The following is a 16428-nucleotide window of genomic DNA, read 5'->3' on the forward strand; positions in this document are numbered from 1 at the left end:
AGCAGTTGTTCGCGCGAGGCGAGAGGCGCGCAAAAGCAAAACCCGCCTGGCGTGTCAGACGGGTTTTGTAAGCAGGACCAAAGTCGCTTGCTGTTACTTTTTCATCCAGCGCGACGGCGCGATCAGGCAGAAAATAGTCAGTGCCGCAGAGAAACACACATTCACGGTCGGCATGGTAACGCCAAACAGGGTCCAGTCGATCTTGTCACAGCGAATGATCGGCTGGGCCATCAACTGCGCCTTAAGATCGGCAATCGATCCGGCTCCGCTTTGCACCCCACCACACATGGCAGGCCCTTCCCACCACAGTTCCTGAACCCCGAGATGATAAAACGCGATAACCGTGCCGACTGCAAACGTCGCGGCACACAGGTAAACCACGGCCCGTGCCGCTGCCGGAAACCGAATGAGCAGGAGCGCAACCACCGAAAGACCGGCCACCACATAAAAAGGCACACGCTGATAAAGGCAGAGCACACAAGGCAACAGCTTCTGGACATATTGCGCATAAAATGCAAAGCCTATGCTGCCGAGTGAAATCAACAGCAGGGCGAGGGGCGGAAAGGCCGGGATGAAGCGGGGGCGCAGCAGTTTGAACATCAACAAATCCGTTTGTCGTCTTCCATAAGAATCTGGCATCGGGTCAACCATGCGGGATCAGTTTAAGCGCGGCAAACCCACCGACAAGAACCACGATAAATATGGTGAAAAAGAGGCCCAGTCGCTTTTCGATAAAGTCGCGGATGACCGGGCCGAATTTCCAGATAAGCGCTGCAATGACAAAGAACCGCAATCCGCGCGCTAGGATCGATGCGACCGTAAAGACAATCGGATCAAGGGCGGTTACACCCGAAAGAATGGTGATCACCTTATAAGGGAATGGCGTCACGCCGGCTATAAAGACGGCCCACGCACCCCATTCATTATAATAATCGCGGAACTGATCGAATTTTCCGGCATAGCCATAAAGCTCAAGCACCGGACGGCCAACCGTCTCAAACAGGAAGAAGCCGATACCATACCCGACCAGGCCGCCCAGCACCGACCCGACAAGGCAGATCAAGGCATAGCGCCAGGCCCGTGTGGGCGCGGCGATAATCATCGGGATCAGCAGAATATCAGGCGGGATCGGAAAGACAGAGCTTTCGATTGCGGCGATGAAAAACAAGGCCCAGCCAGCATGTCGGTGGCCAGCAAGGGTCATGGTCCAGTCATAGAGGCTGCGGATCACGGCAAGGACGCCTTATCGATGTTATTTGCGGTTGGTGTACGGCGCTTGGCCTTGAAAACAGGCCAGATCAAACCCCATTTTGCCCGCAATCGCAATGGCGCAGTTTATCGGGTTTCACAGGGATGCATTTTTGCACAAAGCCCCATTGACCCGGCGAAATTTACAGCTATTATCCCGCCCGTCGATGGATGGTGCGCACACGCACCCGTAATGCCTGCCCCTGTGGCGGAATTGGTAGACGCGGCAGACTCAAAATCTGTTTCACCTAGTGAGTGGGAGTTCGATTCTCCCCGGGGGCACCATCGCTTTTTCCTTAATATAAAACAGTTGAGCTTAACACCAACTGCGCGCCCCAAGTCGCTAGAGTAGTTTCCGTTTAGATTGAAACGTTTTGCCGGAGGCATTCTTTTGTCCTGCAAGGAAAGGATCGCCGTGCGTAGCGGTGCTACGGGCAAGATCCTCGACGCTGCGGGGCAGAAGAATGTCCCGGCCCGAAGGGTTCGGTTTGGCGATGTTTTGCGGTGTTACACCGCTTGAACGATGCACCGCATCGCCCTTGCGCGCTGTGCCTTGCCAAACAGTTCGCCAAACACGAACAAAACGCTTCAATCTAAACGGAAACTACTCTAGCGTCGGTAGGCGTGTTTCATGATAATTGCACCTGAAACAAAAAAAACGCCCCAGAGCAGTCTAGGGCGTTTTGGAAATCTTTTATTGCCGTTCGATCAGAACACCACGCTGGGCAGCCAGTTGGCGAGCGACGGCCAGAGCCAGATCACGAAAATGCCAAACAGCTGAAGCGCGATGAAGGGGATGACGCCCTGATAGATCTGGCCGGTGGTGATTTCCGGTGGGGCGGCACTGCGCAGGTAAAACAGCGAGAAACCGAACGGCGGTGTCAGGAACGATGTCTGCAGGTTGATAGCAATCAGGATCGCCAGCCACACCGGATCGTGGCCCATCATGATCAGCCCCGGCGCAATCAGCGGCAGCAGGATCACCGTGATTTCGACGAAATCAAGGAAGAAGCCGAGCACAAAAATCAACGCCATGCAGAAGATCAGCGCACCCGTCGGGCCACCAGGCATGGCTTCCAAAATCTCGGCCACATGGTCTTCACCGCCCAGCCCGATAAACACCAGCGAGAACATGCTGGCTGTCAGGATGGTGGCAAAGATCATCGAGCTGACCGTCATGGTCGAGGTCAGGGCGGATTTCAGAATGTCGGTTTTCCATGCCTGACGCAGACACGCCAGGATCGCAACGATCCCGATGATCGCCAGGATGACGTAGCCAACACCCAGGGCATAATCAAAACCGGTCAGATCGCTGCGCTGGAACCGCACCGGCGCAACCCCGGCCATAACAGCCAGGATCAAAAGTGCCACGGTCCCGGTCAAAACCAGGTTGCGGTTCGCCCCCTGACGGATACCCGCCATCAGGATCGCGCCAATTGCGCCGACCGATGCCGCCTCGGTCGGGGTGGCAACCCCGCCCAGAATGGCACCCAGTACCGCAATGATCAGAAGCACGGGTGGCAAAACCGCACCCACCACTTCGCCAAGGCTTGGCCGGCCATCATCGCTTTGCACCGGCGGCATATCATCCGGGCGAAACACCCCGCGCAGCAGGATATAGATGATATAGATCGCAACCAGTGTCAGACCCGGGATCAGGGCCCCGGCAAAAATCTGCCCGACCGAAATGGTTTCAATCGTGAATTTACCCTGTTCATATTGCGCCTGCTGATAGGCCGATGACATCACGTCAGAGAGAATAATCAGAAGTGTTGAGGGCGGAATGATCTGGCCCAAAGTACCGGCAGTACAGACAAGGCCCGATGCCATTTTCGGGTTATATCCCGTGCGCAACATGGTCGGCAGGGCAATCATGCCCATGGCAATCACGGTGGCGCCGACAATCCCGGTCGAGGCCGCCAGCAACGCACCCACCAGCACGACCGAAATGCCCAAACCACCGCGCAACTGGCCAAACAGGCGCCCCATGGTATGAAGCAGATCTTCGGCAATGCGCGACCGTTCCAGGATCACACCCATAACGACAAATAGCGGAATGGCGATCAGAACATCATTGGTCAGCGTGCCAAACACGCGCTGCCCGAATGCCCCCATCAGGCCGATATTCATCGTATCGGTCACCCAGCCGAGATAACCGAAAATCACCGCCGTGCCAGCAATCGAAAACGACACCGGAAAGCCCAGCAGGATGCAGCCCATCAGGGCGGCAAACATCAAAAGATCAAGATATTCCATCACTTCGCACCACCTTGATCTTCAATATTCCCGCGCAGCAAAATTACTTGCCTGAGCAGGCAGGCGACAGACTGGATAATCAACAGAATGCAAAAGGCCGGGATCAGCGATTTCAAAAGCCAGACGGCCGGAATGCCCCCAACCGAAATCGCGCCTTCCATCATCGAGATCGAATTGATCACCGATGGCCAGGTCCAGTAAAGCAGGGCCAGCATTGATGGAATTGCCAAAACGAGATAGCCAAAGGCATCGATCCGCGCCTTGGTCTTGTCGGTGGCAGCGGCATAGAAAATGTCCACCCGGACATGGCCATCAACCAACAGCGTATAACCCGCCCCCAACATGAACAAAGCGGAATGCAGATAAAGCACGCTTTCATTAAGCGCGATTGAACTGAACCCGAAAACATAGCGCAGCAAGACCACGGCAAACTGCAAAAGAACCATGATCAGTGCAAACCAGCGCACTGTCATGCCGGTCCATTGATTGACCAGATCAAGCCGATCAGCAAGGCGTTCCATGAATTTCCCCAAGCAGAAAAACAACCGGCGCAAGGATATCCCTGCGCCGGTTTTCAGTTCTATCAGAAGCCGAGCACTTTGGCGCGGGCATTCATCTGACCGTTATCGGCATAGGTCATGTAACCACCGATCAGATCACGATAGGCAAGGAAGCTTTCGGTGACTTTGCGGGTCAATGCATCGTCGCTTTCGCGCAGTTCTGCATAAACCTCGGTCGCAGCGTCACCCATCGCGGCAACGACTTCATCGGGAAGCATGCGGACTTTGACGTCCTGCTCGGCAACCAGTTTCTGCAATGCCTTGGCGTGGTTGGTTTCGTACTCGGTCCAGACTTCGTTATAAAGGCTGTCTGCCGCGAACTTCACAACCGCCTGCAGATCTTCCGGAAGGTCTGCATATGCCTTGGCATTCACCGCACATTCCTCGGCTGAGGACGGCTCGCCAACACCCGGCCAGTAATAGTTCTTGGCAACCTGATAGAAGCCAAGCGCACTATCGGTCCACGGACCGATGAACTCACCGGCATCAAGCGCACCGCTTTGCAGCGCCTGGAACATGTCGCGACCGCCCATGGCCTGAACCGCCATGCCGAGTTTCGCGCACATTTCCGATGCCAGGCCGGTGGTACGGAACTTAAGGCCCTTAAGGTCATCGACCGAGTTGATTTCGTTACGGAACCAACCTGCCCACTGCGGACCGGAGTTACCACAGAGGAACGGCTTCAGGCCGAACTGACCATAGATTTCGTCATACAGTTCCTGACCGCCACCATAGTTCAGCCAGCCAACCTGTTCGTCGGCACGCAGGCCAAACGGCTGCGACCCGAACAGAAGGATGCCTTTGGATTTCGAACCCCAATAGGCCGGAACCGCATGATAGATCTCGGCGGTGCCTTCGGAAACGGCGTCAAACACACCACGACCCGGAACGAGTTCGCCAGCGGCATGGAGTTTGACTTCAAGACGACCGCCCGAAAGGGTGGTGATACGGTCTGCCAGTTTCTGTGCAGCCACACCCGGCCCAGGCAGGTTTTTCGGCCATGCGGTAACCATGTTCCACTGGCGCTTGTCCTGTGCGATGGCAGGGGTTGCGAATGTTGCAGCGGCCGCTACACCTGCGCCGGCCACACCGGCGGTCAGAAATTCACGTCTTTTCATGTTAAGAAGCCTCCTTGATTGTACCCTGATAGGGCGATGTAGGGGCAATCGTCATTGCCCCCACGTGAAAGTTCGACTTATTTGCCGAGAATACCGGGCAGGTTCAGCCCGTTTTCCCGTGCGCAATCCAGTGCGATGTCATATCCCGCATCCGCATGACGCATCACACCGGTTGCCGGATCGTTCCAAAGGACGCGTTCGACCCTGCGTGCGGCATCTTCCGTGCCGTCACAGCAAATCACCATGCCGGAATGCTGCGAGAAGCCCATTCCGACACCGCCGCCATGATGCAGCGAGACCCAGGTTGCCCCGGACGCCGTATTCAGCAGCGCATTCAAAAGCGGCCAGTCACTGACCGCATCCGAGCTATCTTTCATAGCTTCGGTCTCCCGGTTCGGACTTGCAACCGAACCACTGTCAAGATGATCACGCCCGATCACGACCGGGGCTTTGAGTTCACCATTCTTGACCATTTCGTTGAACGCCATGCCTAGGCGATGGCGCTGCCCCAGACCGACCCAGCAAATACGGGCCGGCAGGCCCTGGAAGGAAATGCGTTCGCGCGCCATGTCCAGCCAGTTATGCAGGTGCGGATCATCGGGGATCAGTTCCTTGACCTTCTGGTCGGTCTTATAAATGTCCTCCGGATCACCCGACAGGGCAGCCCAACGGAACGGACCGATGCCCTTGCAGAATAGCGGGCGGATATAGGCAGGAACGAAGCCCGGGAAGGCGAATGCATTCTCGAACCCTTCTTCAAGCGCCATCTGACGGATGTTGTTGCCGTAATCGACGGTGGGAATACCTGCGTCATGGAAGGCAACCATGGCTTCGACCTGAACGCGCATCGATGCACGCGCGGCCTTGGAAACCGCCTTGGGATCAGATTCCTGTTTTTCGCGCCATTCGGCAACGGTCCAGCCTTGTGGCAGGTAACCATGCACCGGATCATGTGCCGACGTCTGGTCGGTGACGATATCCGGGCGAACGCCACGCTTGACCAGTTCCGGGAACACATCCGCCGCATTGCCGATCAGGGCAACGGACTTGGCATCACCCGCCTTGGTCCAGCGTTCGATCATTTCAAGCGCCTCATCAAGCGAGTGGGTTTTCTCGTCGACATAGCGCGTGCGCAGGCGGAAGTCCGCACGGGTTTCATCGCACTCGACCGCAAGGCAGCAGGCCCCGGCCATGACAGCTGCCAATGGCTGTGCGCCACCCATGCCGCCAAGGCCGCCGGTCAGGATCCACTTGCCCGTAAGGTCGCCGTCATAATGCTGGCGGCCTGCCTCGACAAAGGTTTCATAGGTGCCCTGAACGATGCCCTGCGACCCGATATAGATCCAGGACCCTGCAGTCATCTGGCCATACATCGCCAGACCCTTTTTATCGAGCTCGTTGAAATGGTCCCAGTTGGCCCAATGCGGCACAAGGTTGGAGTTCGCAATCAGAACACGCGGCGCATCCTTGTGGGTGCGAAACACGCCCACCGGTTTGCCCGACTGCACCAGAAGGGTCTGGTCATCTTCAAGTTCCTTGAGGCTGGCAACGATCTGATCGAAGTCCTTCCAGGTGCGCGCTGCCCGACCAATGCCGCCATAGACAACCAGCTCATGCGGGTTTTCGGCCACATCCGGATGCAGGTTGTTCATCAGCATGCGCATCGGCGCTTCGGTCAGCCAGCTTTTCGCCGAAATTTCGCTCCCGGTGTCGGGATAAATATCACGCTGATTGTGACGCGGATTGTTGGTCATGACTTGCCTCTTAGTGCTGGGGCCAAATCGGCCAGTGTCTTCAGGATTTCGGTAAGATGCGTGCGCAGTTTTGCCGCACGGCTTTCGTCATAGGACCAAGGGGCTTCCTCGGCCGTCAGATAGGTTGATTGCGCCAGTTCCATCTGGATGGCGTGCTGATTGATCTCCGGGCGGCCATAGTGACGCGTGGTCCAGCCGCCCTTGAAACGACCGTTCAGAACCGCACTGTATCCTTGCGCCTGCGAACAGATTTCGGATGTCAGCGTCTCGATCATCGGGTCGCAGGTGGTACCCAGATTGGTGCCGACATTGAAGTCCGGCAATGTGCCGTCAAACAGGAACGGAATGTGGGACCGGATCGAATGGCAATCATAAAGGATCGCGATCCTGTGTTTGGCGCGCACCCGTTCAAGCTCGGTCGCCAGTGCCTGATGATAAGGCGCATGGAAGGTCGCTGCGCGATAGGCAATGTCGTCTTCAGTCGGGGCCACGTCCCAGATGTTCTCGCCATCAAAATCGGTCAGCGGCACAAGGGTCGTGGTGTTCTGACCGGGATACAGGCTAACCCCTTCGGGATCGCGATTGGCGTCAATCACATAACGATGGAATGTCGCACGCACCGTCGTCGCACCATCGAGCACCCCGTCATAAAGGGTATGGATATGCCAGTCGGTATCGGCCAGTTCACGGCCACGGTCATTAAGCTTCGCGGCAATATCATCCGGCACATATGTGCCGGTATGGGGCAGGCCCAGTACAATTGGGCTATCACCGCGTTTGATTTCAACCGGGTTGGTCATGATTATGCTGCCGCCCCAACCACAAAGCCCGACAGCTTGGCTGCCGCCACCAGCGCACCTTGGCTGACAAGCTCGGCCGCCTTGGCAAGGTCGGGTGCCATGTAACGGTCTTCCTGTACGGTCGGGATATCGGCGCGCACGGATTTCAGAACATTCAAAAGCCCCGGGCTGGTTTTAAGCGGGGCGCGGAATTCAACGCCCTGCGCGGCACAGATCAGCTCGACCCCCAGAATGTTTGAAAGGTTGGCATTCATGCGTGCCAGTCGACGTGCGCCGTGGGCGGCCATCGACACATGGTCTTCCTGATTGGCACTGGTCGGTGTGCTGTCGGTCGAGCACGGGTTGGCCAGATGTTTGTTTTCACTCATCAGGGCGGCCGTCGTGACCTCGGCAATCATCAGACCGGAATTCAGGCCCGGCTCCGGGGTCAGGAACGGCGGCAGATCATGCGACAGGGTCGGGTCGACCATCAGCGCGACACGGCGCTGGGCAATCGCGCCGATTTCGGCAACCGCAAGGGCGATCTGGTCCGCAGCAAAGGCGACCGGCTCGGCGTGGAAGTTGCCGCCTGAAACAATGCGACCATCTTCCTTGAGAACCAGCGGATTGTCGGTGACGGCATTGGCTTCAATCTCAAGTGTCTGACCGGCAAAGCGCAGCAAATCCATTGCCGCCCCGGTGACCTGCGGCTGGCAACGGATGCAATAGGGGTCCTGAACACGGGTATCGCCTTCGCGGTGGCTTTCGCGGATTTCCGATCCGGCCATCAGGTCACGCATTGCACGCGCGACATTGATCTGGCCCGGATGACCGCGAAGGGTATGGATTTCATCGACCAGCGGTGCGGTCGATCCCATGATGGCATCGGTTGAAAGCGATGCGGTGACGATCGAACTTGCCGCATTGCGCCAGGCCGAAAACAACCCAACCAGCGCGCAGGCGGTTGAAAACTGGGTGCCGTTAATCAGCGCCAGACCCTCTTTCGGGCCGAGCACCACCGGGTTCAACCCGGCCTTGGCAAGGGCATCCTTCCCGGGCAGGGTTTCACCTTTATAGGTGGCTTCACCCGCACCAATCATGACAGCCGCCATATGGGCCAGCGGTGCCAGGTCGCCCGAAGCGCCCACCGATCCTTGCGACGGAACAACCGGCGTCACGCCCTTGGCCAGCATACCTTCGATCAACTCGATCAGCTCCCAGCGCACACCCGATGCACCGCGCCCGAGTGAGAGCAATTTCAACGCCATCATCAAACGGGTGGTCGCGCCATCAAGTGGCTCGCCGACGCCGCAGCAATGGCTCAGGATCAGGTTGCGCTGCAGGGTTTCGGTATCTTCCGGCGCAATCTTGACCGAGGCCAGTTTGCCAAATCCGGTATTGACGCCATAAACCGCTTCCTCGCCATCGGCGGCCTTGCGCACCATCTCGTTTGCGGCCTCGACACCGGCACGGGCGGCGGGATCAAGTTTGACTGCGACCTGATCACGCCAGATGCGTTCAAGCTCTGCCAGTTTGACCGAAGCGGGGATAAGGGTGACAGTCATAATCTATCCTCAAGGGCACAAGTTGATGCGGTGGCGCGGGTGTTTTTTGGGCGTCAGGCGGCGGTGCTTTCCCCGCCGACAATGCGTTCAAACAGCGGGTTGAACCCGATGCGATATGAAAGCTCCGCCGGGTGTTTGGCATTCCAGATGGCAAGATCGGCGCGCAGTCCCGGTTTGATCCGCCCGGTATCGGACAGGCCAAGGGCGCGCGCCGCATGGGCGGTTGCGCCAACAAGCGCCTCTTCCGGGGTCAGGCGGAACAGCGTGCAGGACATGTTCATGGTCAGAAGGATCGATGCCAGCGGCGATGTGCCTGGGTTGCAGTCGGTCGCAACCGCCATCGGCACGCCATGTTTGCGGAACGCCTCGATCGGCGGCAACTGGGTTTCATGCAGGGTGTAAAACGCACCGGGCAGAAGGACCGCGACCGACCCGGATTTGGCCATGGCGATTGCGTCTTCCTCGGTGGCGTATTCGACGTGATCGACCGAATGCGCGCCATATTCGGCGGCCAGTTTGGTGCCGCCAATGTTTGAAAGCTGTTCGGCATGCAGCTTGACCAGAATGCCAAGCTCGCGGGCCGCGTCAAACACACGTTTGATCTGATCGGTATTAAAGGCAATGCCTTCGCAGAAGCCATCCACCGCATCGACCAGTCCTTCGGCGTGGGCCGCTTTTAGGGTCGGGATGCAAACATCATCAATATAGCCATCCGGATTGTCTTTATATTCGAACGGCACGGCGTGGGCGCCAAGGAAGGTGGTCTTGATCCGCACGTTGCGATGATCGGCAATCTTGCGGGCTGCGCGCAGCATGTTGAGTTCGGTCTCTTCGTTCAGGCCATAGCCCGACTTGACCTCTATCACCGACACGCCTTCTGCCAGTAGCGCATCGACGCGCGGCAGGGCGGATGTCAAAAGATCGTCAATCGATGCGTCGCGGGTGGCCTTCACGGTCGAAACAATGCCACCGCCGGCACGCGCGACTTCTTCGTAACTTGCCCCCTTTAGGCGCATCTCGAATTCAACCGCACGGTCGCCGCCATGCACGACATGGGTATGGCAATCAATCAGGGCCGGGGTGATCAGGCGCCCTTCAAGGTCACGGATCTGATCGTTTGGGGTGTCTTCAAGATATTGAGCGGGGATGGCGTCATCGGCACCGACCCAATTAATCAGACCATTGCCAATGGCGATCGCGCCGCACTCGATCAGGCCGTAGCTGTCCTGATCATCAATCGTGACGATTTTGGCGTTTCGAAGCAGCATCGCGAAGCATCACCCCTTGATAAGTTTGTTATTAAGGATAATATGTACGTACATAATATTTCTGTCAAGACGGGTAGAGGCAATGAAGGTTCTTTGGGCAAATCAGGCACTTACGACAGCGGGCTGGCAAAGCAATGTCCGGATCGAGATCGATGAGAATGGCAGAATTGCTGCGATTCAGGCCGATTCTGCGGCGCCATCCGATGCCAACAGCAAAACCGATATCCTTCTTCCGGCGATTTCAAACCTGCACAGCCACGCGTTTCAGCGCTCCATGGCCGGCCTGACGGAACGGCGTGGGCCTGATCCACGCGATACCTTCTGGACCTGGCGGCAATTGATGTTCCGTTTCCTCGATCAGTTGACGCCTGATCATGTCGAGGCGATTGCAGCCTTTGTTCAGATGGAAATGCTGGAAGCCGGTTACGCCAACAATACGGAGTTCCATTACCTGCATCATCGTCCCGGCGGGCATTCGTATGACAATATCGCCGAGATGGCCGAACGCATTGCCGCCGCCACCGAAATCACCGGCATCGGCCTGACTTTGCTGCCCGTACACTATCAATATGGTGGCTGTGACAAGCGCCCGTTAGGCCCGGGCCAGATCCGCTTTGGCAACGATCCAGACCAGTTCGCCAAATTGTATGAGGAATCTGTTCGCGCGGTTAAAAACCTGCCCGCCGATACGGTGATGGGGGTCGCCCCGCATTCTTTGCGTGCTGTTGGTCGCGAAGACCTGATTTCCACCAGCCTGCTTTCCAAGGACGGACCCGTTCATATGCATCTGGCCGAACAGCTGGCCGAGGTCGATGAAGTGCGCGACAGCTGGGGCAAGCGCCCGACCGAATGGCTGCTTGAAAATGCCGATGTGAACGCAAAGTGGTGTCTGATCCACTGCACCCAGATGGAAGAGCATGAAACGCTCGGTCTGGCCAAGACCGGTGCGGTGGCGGGCCTTTGCCCGATCACCGAAAGCAGTTTGGGTGACGGCATCTTTGATGGGGTTCGGTATTTGAATGCCGGGGGTGTGATTGGTGTGGGATCGGATTCCAATATTCGTATTTCGCTCTCGGAAGAGCTCCGCACGCTGGAATACAGTCAGCGCCTGCGGGACAATTCCCGCGCGGCTTTGGCAACCGAGGAAAAGTCGACCGCACGGCGTATCTATGATGCGGCGGCCAAGGGCGGTGCACAGGCCGCCGGGCGTGACGCGGGCCGGATCGAGGTCGGCGCACTGGCCGATTTGATGGCGCTGGATGGTTCGGCGGTTGACCTGATCGGCCGGACAGGCGATACGATCCTCGATACATATATCTTCGCCGGAGATGATCGCATGGTGCGTGATGTCTGGTCGGCCGGTCGCCATGTTGTGACCGAGGGCCGCCACATCGCCCATGACGCGATCACCAGCCGGTATCGCAACGTGATGGAACAGCTCAAGGAAGCAGTGTGAACAGCCTGGAACAACAAAGCTGGCAATCGGTCCATGACGAGGTTCTGCGCCGCATCCATACACGTGTCTGGAAGCCCGGTGATCTGATCCCCAAGGAAGTCGAACTTGCCGAGCAACTTGGCTGTGCACGCGCAACGGTGAACCGTGCGCTGCGTGAACTGGCATCCGAAGGTTTCCTGGATCGCAGGCGCAAGGCCGGCACGCGGGTGGCGGCCCACCCGGTGCGGCGTGCGAAGCTTGATATTCCGGTTATTCGGCTTGAGATCGAAGGCCGTGGGCAGAAATATGCCTATGGCCTGCTGTTTAGCGAACGTCGCACCCCGCCGCCGGAAATCTGTGCCAATCTGGGCGTGACGGCCGAAAGCGATATGCTGCATATCACATCGCTGCATCTTGCCGATGGCAAACCGTTCATGTTCGAAGACCGCTGGGTATCCATCGCGGCCACACCAACAATCCTTGATGCTGACCTTGATAAAATCAGTGCCAACGAATGGCTGGTCTTGCATGCGCCCTATACGCGCGGCGACATCTATTTTTCCGCGGTCAATGCCAGCGAGACCGAGGCTAAAGTGCTGCACACCGATCCGGGTACGTCACTGTTCCTGATGGAACGGACCACCTGGGAAAACAATACCGGCATCACATCGGCACGCCTCCTGTTCGCACCAGGCTATCGCAAGCATTCTGCTATCTGACCATAAAAAGCTGCGATGGGCAGTCGAGGCAAGGTGTTTTGCAATGTGCTTTACTGACTGACCTGATAATCCTTAAGGGCATTGGTAAGTTGCATGGCAAACCGCGCAGAGGCGACTGGCAAGGTGCGCCCGCGCATCTGGCCCAAAATAAGATTTCCCGGAGGCATATCGCGCTCGGAAATCGGGCAATGGACCAATGACCCGTCTTCGGGTACGCGCAGACCGATGGGAATTTGAAAGCCAACCGCATTTTCATGCAGGACATAGTGGCGTATCAGCTCGAAGCTTTCGGTCTCGACCACGGGTGAGACATGGCGTGAGCTGCGTCGGGCGGCAAAATCCAGCAGGTGACGGACACCAAATCGGTGGGTTGGCGCGACATGGGGCATATCAAGGCAGTCACGCAACCTGATTTCATCACGTGAAGCCAATGGATGATCGGATCGCATCACGACATCGACCGTTTGCGCAATGGCATGGATGACTTCGAAATCGACTAGGTAGATCGGTTCAAACACCAGCGCAATGTCACTAGAATAGCTTGCCAGTTCCTGTTCGGCCTGCGCGCGATCGCGGACATTGACGCTAAAGGTCACCCCGGGATGAGCCTCTCGGTAAATCGCAATCTGTTCTGGCAGGAAATAGGGTAAAAGCGCCTGCGAACAGGCAATGGAAACATGCCCGCGGCGTTCTCCGGTCAAATCGGCGACCTGTCCCTGAACACGTTCCAGATCGGATGCCATCGCCCGGTAATGGTGCAACAAAAGCTCGCCGGCCGGGTTTAATCGAACCCCGCTTGGCAGGCGTTCAAAAAGTTCTGACCCGAACTCTTCCTCAAACCCGTTGATTCGTCGGTTCAAAGCCGATGCCGTCAGGTTCATGTCTTCGGCCGCCTTCCGCATTGAACCCGCACGGGCGACAGCTTCGATCATTCGGAAAGTCTGCAAGTACTTCATGAACAGTCCATCTTCAGAGCGGTGCATTTTTTGCACCGCATTGGTGAATTCATAGCAGTTTTCGCGAACGCAAAAAACTGCAAACTGAATCCAACGGATTCTTAACTAGCAGTTCATGGGGGTTTTCGAAGATGCTTACGAGACGTAATTTCCTGAAGGGTAGCGCACTGGTTGCTGGTACTCTTCCATTCGCAAAAACATTCTCTGCAATGGCTGCAGGCAGCGACACGTTGGTTGCTGTTTCGGCCCAGACGGTCAACAGCCTTGATCTGCACCGGACCGGAACAAACCGTGCCAGCTATCAGATCGCTATCAACTGCTATGACCGTCTGGTATCATTTGGTACCAAACCGGCAGAGGGCGGTGGACTGTCTTACGACTATTCGGAAATAGTTCCGGAACTGGCGGAAAGCTGGACCTTCTCGGACGATGGTCTGACAATGACCTTCAAACTGAAATCCAATGCCGTCTTCACCGATGGGAACAAGGTTACCGCTGCCGACGTCAAATGGTCATTTGACCGCGCCGTAAGTGTCGGTGGGTTCCCAACGGTCCAGATGAAGGCAGGTGGTTTGTCTCGCCCGGATCAGTTTGAGGCCGTTGATGACGAAACCTTTGTCATTAAGCTTGATCAACCTTCCAAGCTTTCGCTACCCGATCTTGCCGTACCTGTGCCGTTTATTATCAATTCCAAAGTGGCGGTGGAAAACGCCACGACGGATGATCCGTGGGCAATGGAATATTTGCACCTCAATACCATTGGCTCCGGTGCTTACACCGTTACGCGTTGGGATGCCGGTCAACAGGTCGTATATGAACGCAATGAGAACTGGGTTGGTGGTCCGACCCCTCCTGTGCGTCGTGTGATCATGCGTGAAGTTCCATCAGCAGCAACCAGCCGCGCACTGATTGAACGCGGTGACGTTCAGGTTGCGTTCAACATTCCTGACAAGGATGCAGCGGAACTGGCAGATAAGGTAACTGTTCATTCAACACCGATTGAAAACTGCGTCCATGCGCTGTGCCTGAATACTAAGTTCGAACCGTTCCAGGACCCGGACGTACGTAAGGCGATTGCCTATGTCGTGCCATATGAAGCGATCTTTAATGCTGCTGCCTATGGTCGTGGTGCACCACTTTGGGGTGGCGAGGCCAAGGCAACAGACATCGCATGGCCACGAAAGTCGCCCTATGACACCAATCTTGAAAAAGCCGCTGAACATATGGCGAAGTCGGGCTACGCCAATGGTTTCGAGACCAAGCTTTCCATCTCGACCGACCTGTCATCCTGGATGGAACCCGCAGCCCTTCTGATCCAGGAAGCGGTTGGTAAACTGGGAATCAAGGTCGAGATTGAAAAAATCCCGGGTGCGAACTGGCGTACAGCCGCACTGGTCGAGAAGCGTCTTGATTTCCATCTGGAAAACTTCGGTGGCTGGCTCAATACACCGGATTACTATTTCTTCTGGGCTTATCAGGAAGGGCATCTGTTCAACTCGTCGAACTATTCCAACCCAGAAGTCGAACAGCTCACGAACGAAACCCTGCACATGGCCATGGATGATCCGGACTACGCCCCCAAGATCATGCGTATGATTGACATCGTTCACGAAGACTTGCCGCGTATTCCGCTGTGGCAGCCGGCTCTTAACGTCGCGCTGAACGGTGCGGGTGGATATGAGTTCTGGTTCCACCGTCAACTTGATATCCGCGGCCTGACCACGGTGGAAAGCTAAGCCTATGGCAGTCCGGGGAACCAGTATTCTGACACGTATCGCACAGGCCATACCGGTCCTGTTCGGGGTCATTGTCATCAGCTTTGTCCTCACACGTGCTTTGCCTGGTGACCCGGCTGTCCAGTTTGCTGGGATCATGGCAACGCCCGAAACCATCGAAGAAACGCGCGCAAAGCTTGGTCTTGATAAACCATTGCCAGAACAGTTTGCGGTCTATCTTGTTCAACTGCTCAAGGGCGATCTGGGGCAATCGGTATCAACCGGGCGCCCGGTACTGACAGAACTGACCAGTCGACTTCCGGCATCTCTTGAGCTTACGCTCAGTGCGCTTATTCTTTCATGTGTTGTTGCTATTCCATTGGGGGTTTTGGCTGCAACAAGACCGGGAAGTTGGGTTGATCAGATTTGCCGTTTGCTGGTGACCATGGGGGTATCACTTCCGACCTTCTTCACCGGCGTGATGCTGATTTATGTCTTCTATTACCTTTTGGGTATTTCACCCTCGCCATTAGGACGGCTTGATTTCATCTATCTGGATCCGCCACATGTGACTGGTTTCTTTCTAATTGATGCTGCATTGGTTGGCGATTGGGAAACCTGGTTTGGTGCACTCAAACAGCTGATCCTACCTGCTGTCACGTTGGCACTGTTTACCTTGGCGCCAATTGCCCGCATGACCCGTGCAGCGATGCTTTCGGCGCTGTCATCGGATTATATCCGCACAGCCCGTGCAGCCGGGCTTGGGTCTGGGCGCATTCTATATGGCTATGCGTTTCGCAATGCGCTTCTGCCCGTGGTGACGACACTTGGTATGGTGTTTTCCTTTGTTCTGGGCGCGAACGTTCTAGTCGAAAAGGTCTTTGCCTGGCCCGGTATAGGGTCTTACGCGGTCGAAGCCCTGATCGTATCGGACTATGCCGCTGTTCAAGGCTTTGTTCTGGCGATGGCGTTTCTTTTCGTCTTCCTCAATCTGGTGATTGACCTGGCCTATGGCCTGATTGATCCGCGTTTCGGGACATCCGGGAAATGAACAA

Annotated in this window: 14 protein-coding genes and 1 tRNA gene; 5 read left to right on the forward strand and 10 right to left on the reverse strand. The window is 56.5% G+C overall.

Features of this window, described 5'->3' with window-relative positions; all coding sequences use genetic code 11:
* Positions 1-93 precede the first annotated feature (93 nt).
* Entirely contained in the window at positions 94-600 is a 507-nt protein-coding gene (locus ACXAF0_RS05140; protein ID WP_475344427.1) for a disulfide bond formation protein B, read from the reverse strand.
* 43 nt (positions 601-643) lie between these two features.
* The gene (locus tag ACXAF0_RS05145; RefSeq protein ID WP_475344430.1) at positions 644-1231 is read right to left on the reverse strand and encodes a YqaA family protein; all 588 of its coding nucleotides are present in this window, start codon (positions 1229-1231) and stop codon (positions 644-646) included.
* 216 nt (positions 1232-1447) lie between these two features.
* Here ACXAF0_RS05145 and ACXAF0_RS05150 point away from each other — a divergent pair.
* Positions 1448-1533: transfer RNA gene (locus ACXAF0_RS05150), tRNA-Leu, on the forward strand.
* 423 nt (positions 1534-1956) lie between these two features.
* Here ACXAF0_RS05150 and ACXAF0_RS05155 read toward each other — a convergent pair.
* From ACXAF0_RS05155 to hutI, 7 genes are all read right to left on the reverse strand, one after another.
* The gene (locus ACXAF0_RS05155; RefSeq protein WP_475344431.1) at positions 1957-3504 is read right to left on the reverse strand and encodes a TRAP transporter large permease; all 1548 of its coding nucleotides are present in this window, start codon (positions 3502-3504) and stop codon (positions 1957-1959) included.
* Positions 3504-4025, reverse strand: a complete 522-nt coding sequence (locus ACXAF0_RS05160) for a TRAP transporter small permease subunit (RefSeq protein ID WP_475344433.1) — start codon at positions 4023-4025, stop codon at positions 3504-3506. Before ACXAF0_RS05160 ends, ACXAF0_RS05155 begins: the two co-directional genes overlap by 1 nt.
* A 62-nt stretch (positions 4026-4087) precedes the next feature.
* On the reverse strand, positions 4088-5182 hold the full coding sequence (locus ACXAF0_RS05165; protein ID WP_475344434.1) for a TRAP transporter substrate-binding protein: 1095 nt from the start codon (positions 5180-5182) through the stop codon (positions 4088-4090).
* Between the two features lie 77 nt (positions 5183-5259).
* Entirely contained in the window at positions 5260-6936 is a 1677-nt protein-coding gene (hutU, locus tag ACXAF0_RS05170; protein WP_475344436.1) for a urocanate hydratase, read from the reverse strand.
* On the reverse strand, positions 6933-7736 hold the full coding sequence (hutG, locus tag ACXAF0_RS05175; RefSeq protein ID WP_475344438.1) for an N-formylglutamate deformylase: 804 nt from the start codon (positions 7734-7736) through the stop codon (positions 6933-6935). The genes hutU and hutG overlap by 4 nt, the downstream gene beginning before the upstream one ends.
* A gap of 2 nt (positions 7737-7738) precedes the next feature.
* Positions 7739-9280 carry a histidine ammonia-lyase gene (hutH, locus tag ACXAF0_RS05180; RefSeq protein WP_475344440.1) on the reverse strand — a complete coding sequence of 514 codons (1542 nt, stop codon included), beginning with the start codon at positions 9278-9280 and terminating at the stop codon, positions 7739-7741.
* A 53-nt stretch (positions 9281-9333) separates the two neighbouring features.
* Positions 9334-10548 carry an imidazolonepropionase gene (gene hutI, locus ACXAF0_RS05185; protein ID WP_475344442.1) on the reverse strand — a complete coding sequence of 405 codons (1215 nt, stop codon included), beginning with the start codon at positions 10546-10548 and terminating at the stop codon, positions 9334-9336.
* An 82-nt stretch (positions 10549-10630) separates the two neighbouring features.
* Here hutI and ACXAF0_RS05190 point away from each other — a divergent pair, with 82 nt between their 5' ends.
* Together ACXAF0_RS05190 and ACXAF0_RS05195 are read left to right on the forward strand one after the other, a co-directional pair.
* Entirely contained in the window at positions 10631-12004 is a 1374-nt protein-coding gene (locus ACXAF0_RS05190) for a formimidoylglutamate deiminase (RefSeq protein WP_475344445.1), read from the forward strand.
* Complete coding sequence (locus ACXAF0_RS05195) at positions 12001-12702, forward strand: GntR family transcriptional regulator (RefSeq protein ID WP_475344449.1); 702 nt, start codon at positions 12001-12003, stop codon at positions 12700-12702. Before ACXAF0_RS05190 ends, ACXAF0_RS05195 begins: the two co-directional genes overlap by 4 nt.
* Before the next feature lie 50 nt (positions 12703-12752).
* On the opposite strand, the gene ACXAF0_RS05200 is transcribed toward ACXAF0_RS05195, so the two are convergent.
* A complete protein-coding gene (locus tag ACXAF0_RS05200; protein WP_475344454.1) occupies positions 12753-13685 on the reverse strand; it encodes a LysR family transcriptional regulator in 933 nt (310 codons plus the stop codon).
* 104 nt (positions 13686-13789) lie between these two features.
* Here ACXAF0_RS05200 and ACXAF0_RS05205 point away from each other — a divergent pair, with 104 nt between their 5' ends.
* Together ACXAF0_RS05205 and ACXAF0_RS05210 are read left to right on the forward strand one after the other, a co-directional pair.
* Positions 13790-15394 carry an ABC transporter substrate-binding protein gene (locus ACXAF0_RS05205; protein ID WP_475344455.1) on the forward strand — a complete coding sequence of 535 codons (1605 nt, stop codon included), beginning with the start codon at positions 13790-13792 and terminating at the stop codon, positions 15392-15394.
* A gap of 4 nt (positions 15395-15398) precedes the next feature.
* The gene (locus ACXAF0_RS05210) at positions 15399-16424 is read left to right on the forward strand and encodes an ABC transporter permease (protein ID WP_475344458.1); all 1026 of its coding nucleotides are present in this window, start codon (positions 15399-15401) and stop codon (positions 16422-16424) included.
* Positions 16425-16428 lie beyond the last annotated feature (4 nt).

This window comes from Thalassospira sp. ABD4_177 (assembly GCF_056160125.1).

What these genes read in the sequence shown, in the direction of transcription:
- hutU (WP_475344436.1), bottom strand. Translation starts at nt 6,936, where the DNA reads ATGACCAACAATCCGCGTCACAATCAGCGTGATATTTATCCCGACACC.
- ACXAF0_RS05200 (WP_475344454.1), bottom strand. Translation starts at nt 13,685, where the DNA reads ATGCACCGCTCTGAAGATGGACTGTTCATGAAGTACTTGCAGACTTTC.
- ACXAF0_RS05190 (WP_475344445.1), top strand. Translation starts at nt 10,631, where the DNA reads ATGAAGGTTCTTTGGGCAAATCAGGCACTTACGACAGCGGGCTGGCAA.
- ACXAF0_RS05160 (WP_475344433.1), bottom strand. Translation starts at nt 4,025, where the DNA reads ATGGAACGCCTTGCTGATCGGCTTGATCTGGTCAATCAATGGACCGGC.
- hutH (WP_475344440.1), bottom strand. Translation starts at nt 9,280, where the DNA reads ATGACTGTCACCCTTATCCCCGCTTCGGTCAAACTGGCAGAGCTTGAA.
- ACXAF0_RS05165 (WP_475344434.1), bottom strand. Translation starts at nt 5,182, where the DNA reads ATGAAAAGACGTGAATTTCTGACCGCCGGTGTGGCCGGCGCAGGTGTA.
- ACXAF0_RS05205 (WP_475344455.1), top strand. Translation starts at nt 13,790, where the DNA reads ATGCTTACGAGACGTAATTTCCTGAAGGGTAGCGCACTGGTTGCTGGT.
- ACXAF0_RS05210 (WP_475344458.1), top strand. Translation starts at nt 15,399, where the DNA reads ATGGCAGTCCGGGGAACCAGTATTCTGACACGTATCGCACAGGCCATA.
- hutI (WP_475344442.1), bottom strand. Translation starts at nt 10,548, where the DNA reads ATGCTGCTTCGAAACGCCAAAATCGTCACGATTGATGATCAGGACAGC.
- ACXAF0_RS05155 (WP_475344431.1), bottom strand. Translation starts at nt 3,504, where the DNA reads ATGGAATATCTTGATCTTTTGATGTTTGCCGCCCTGATGGGCTGCATC.
- hutG (WP_475344438.1), bottom strand. Translation starts at nt 7,736, where the DNA reads ATGACCAACCCGGTTGAAATCAAACGCGGTGATAGCCCAATTGTACTG.
- ACXAF0_RS05140 (WP_475344427.1), bottom strand. Translation starts at nt 600, where the DNA reads ATGTTCAAACTGCTGCGCCCCCGCTTCATCCCGGCCTTTCCGCCCCTC.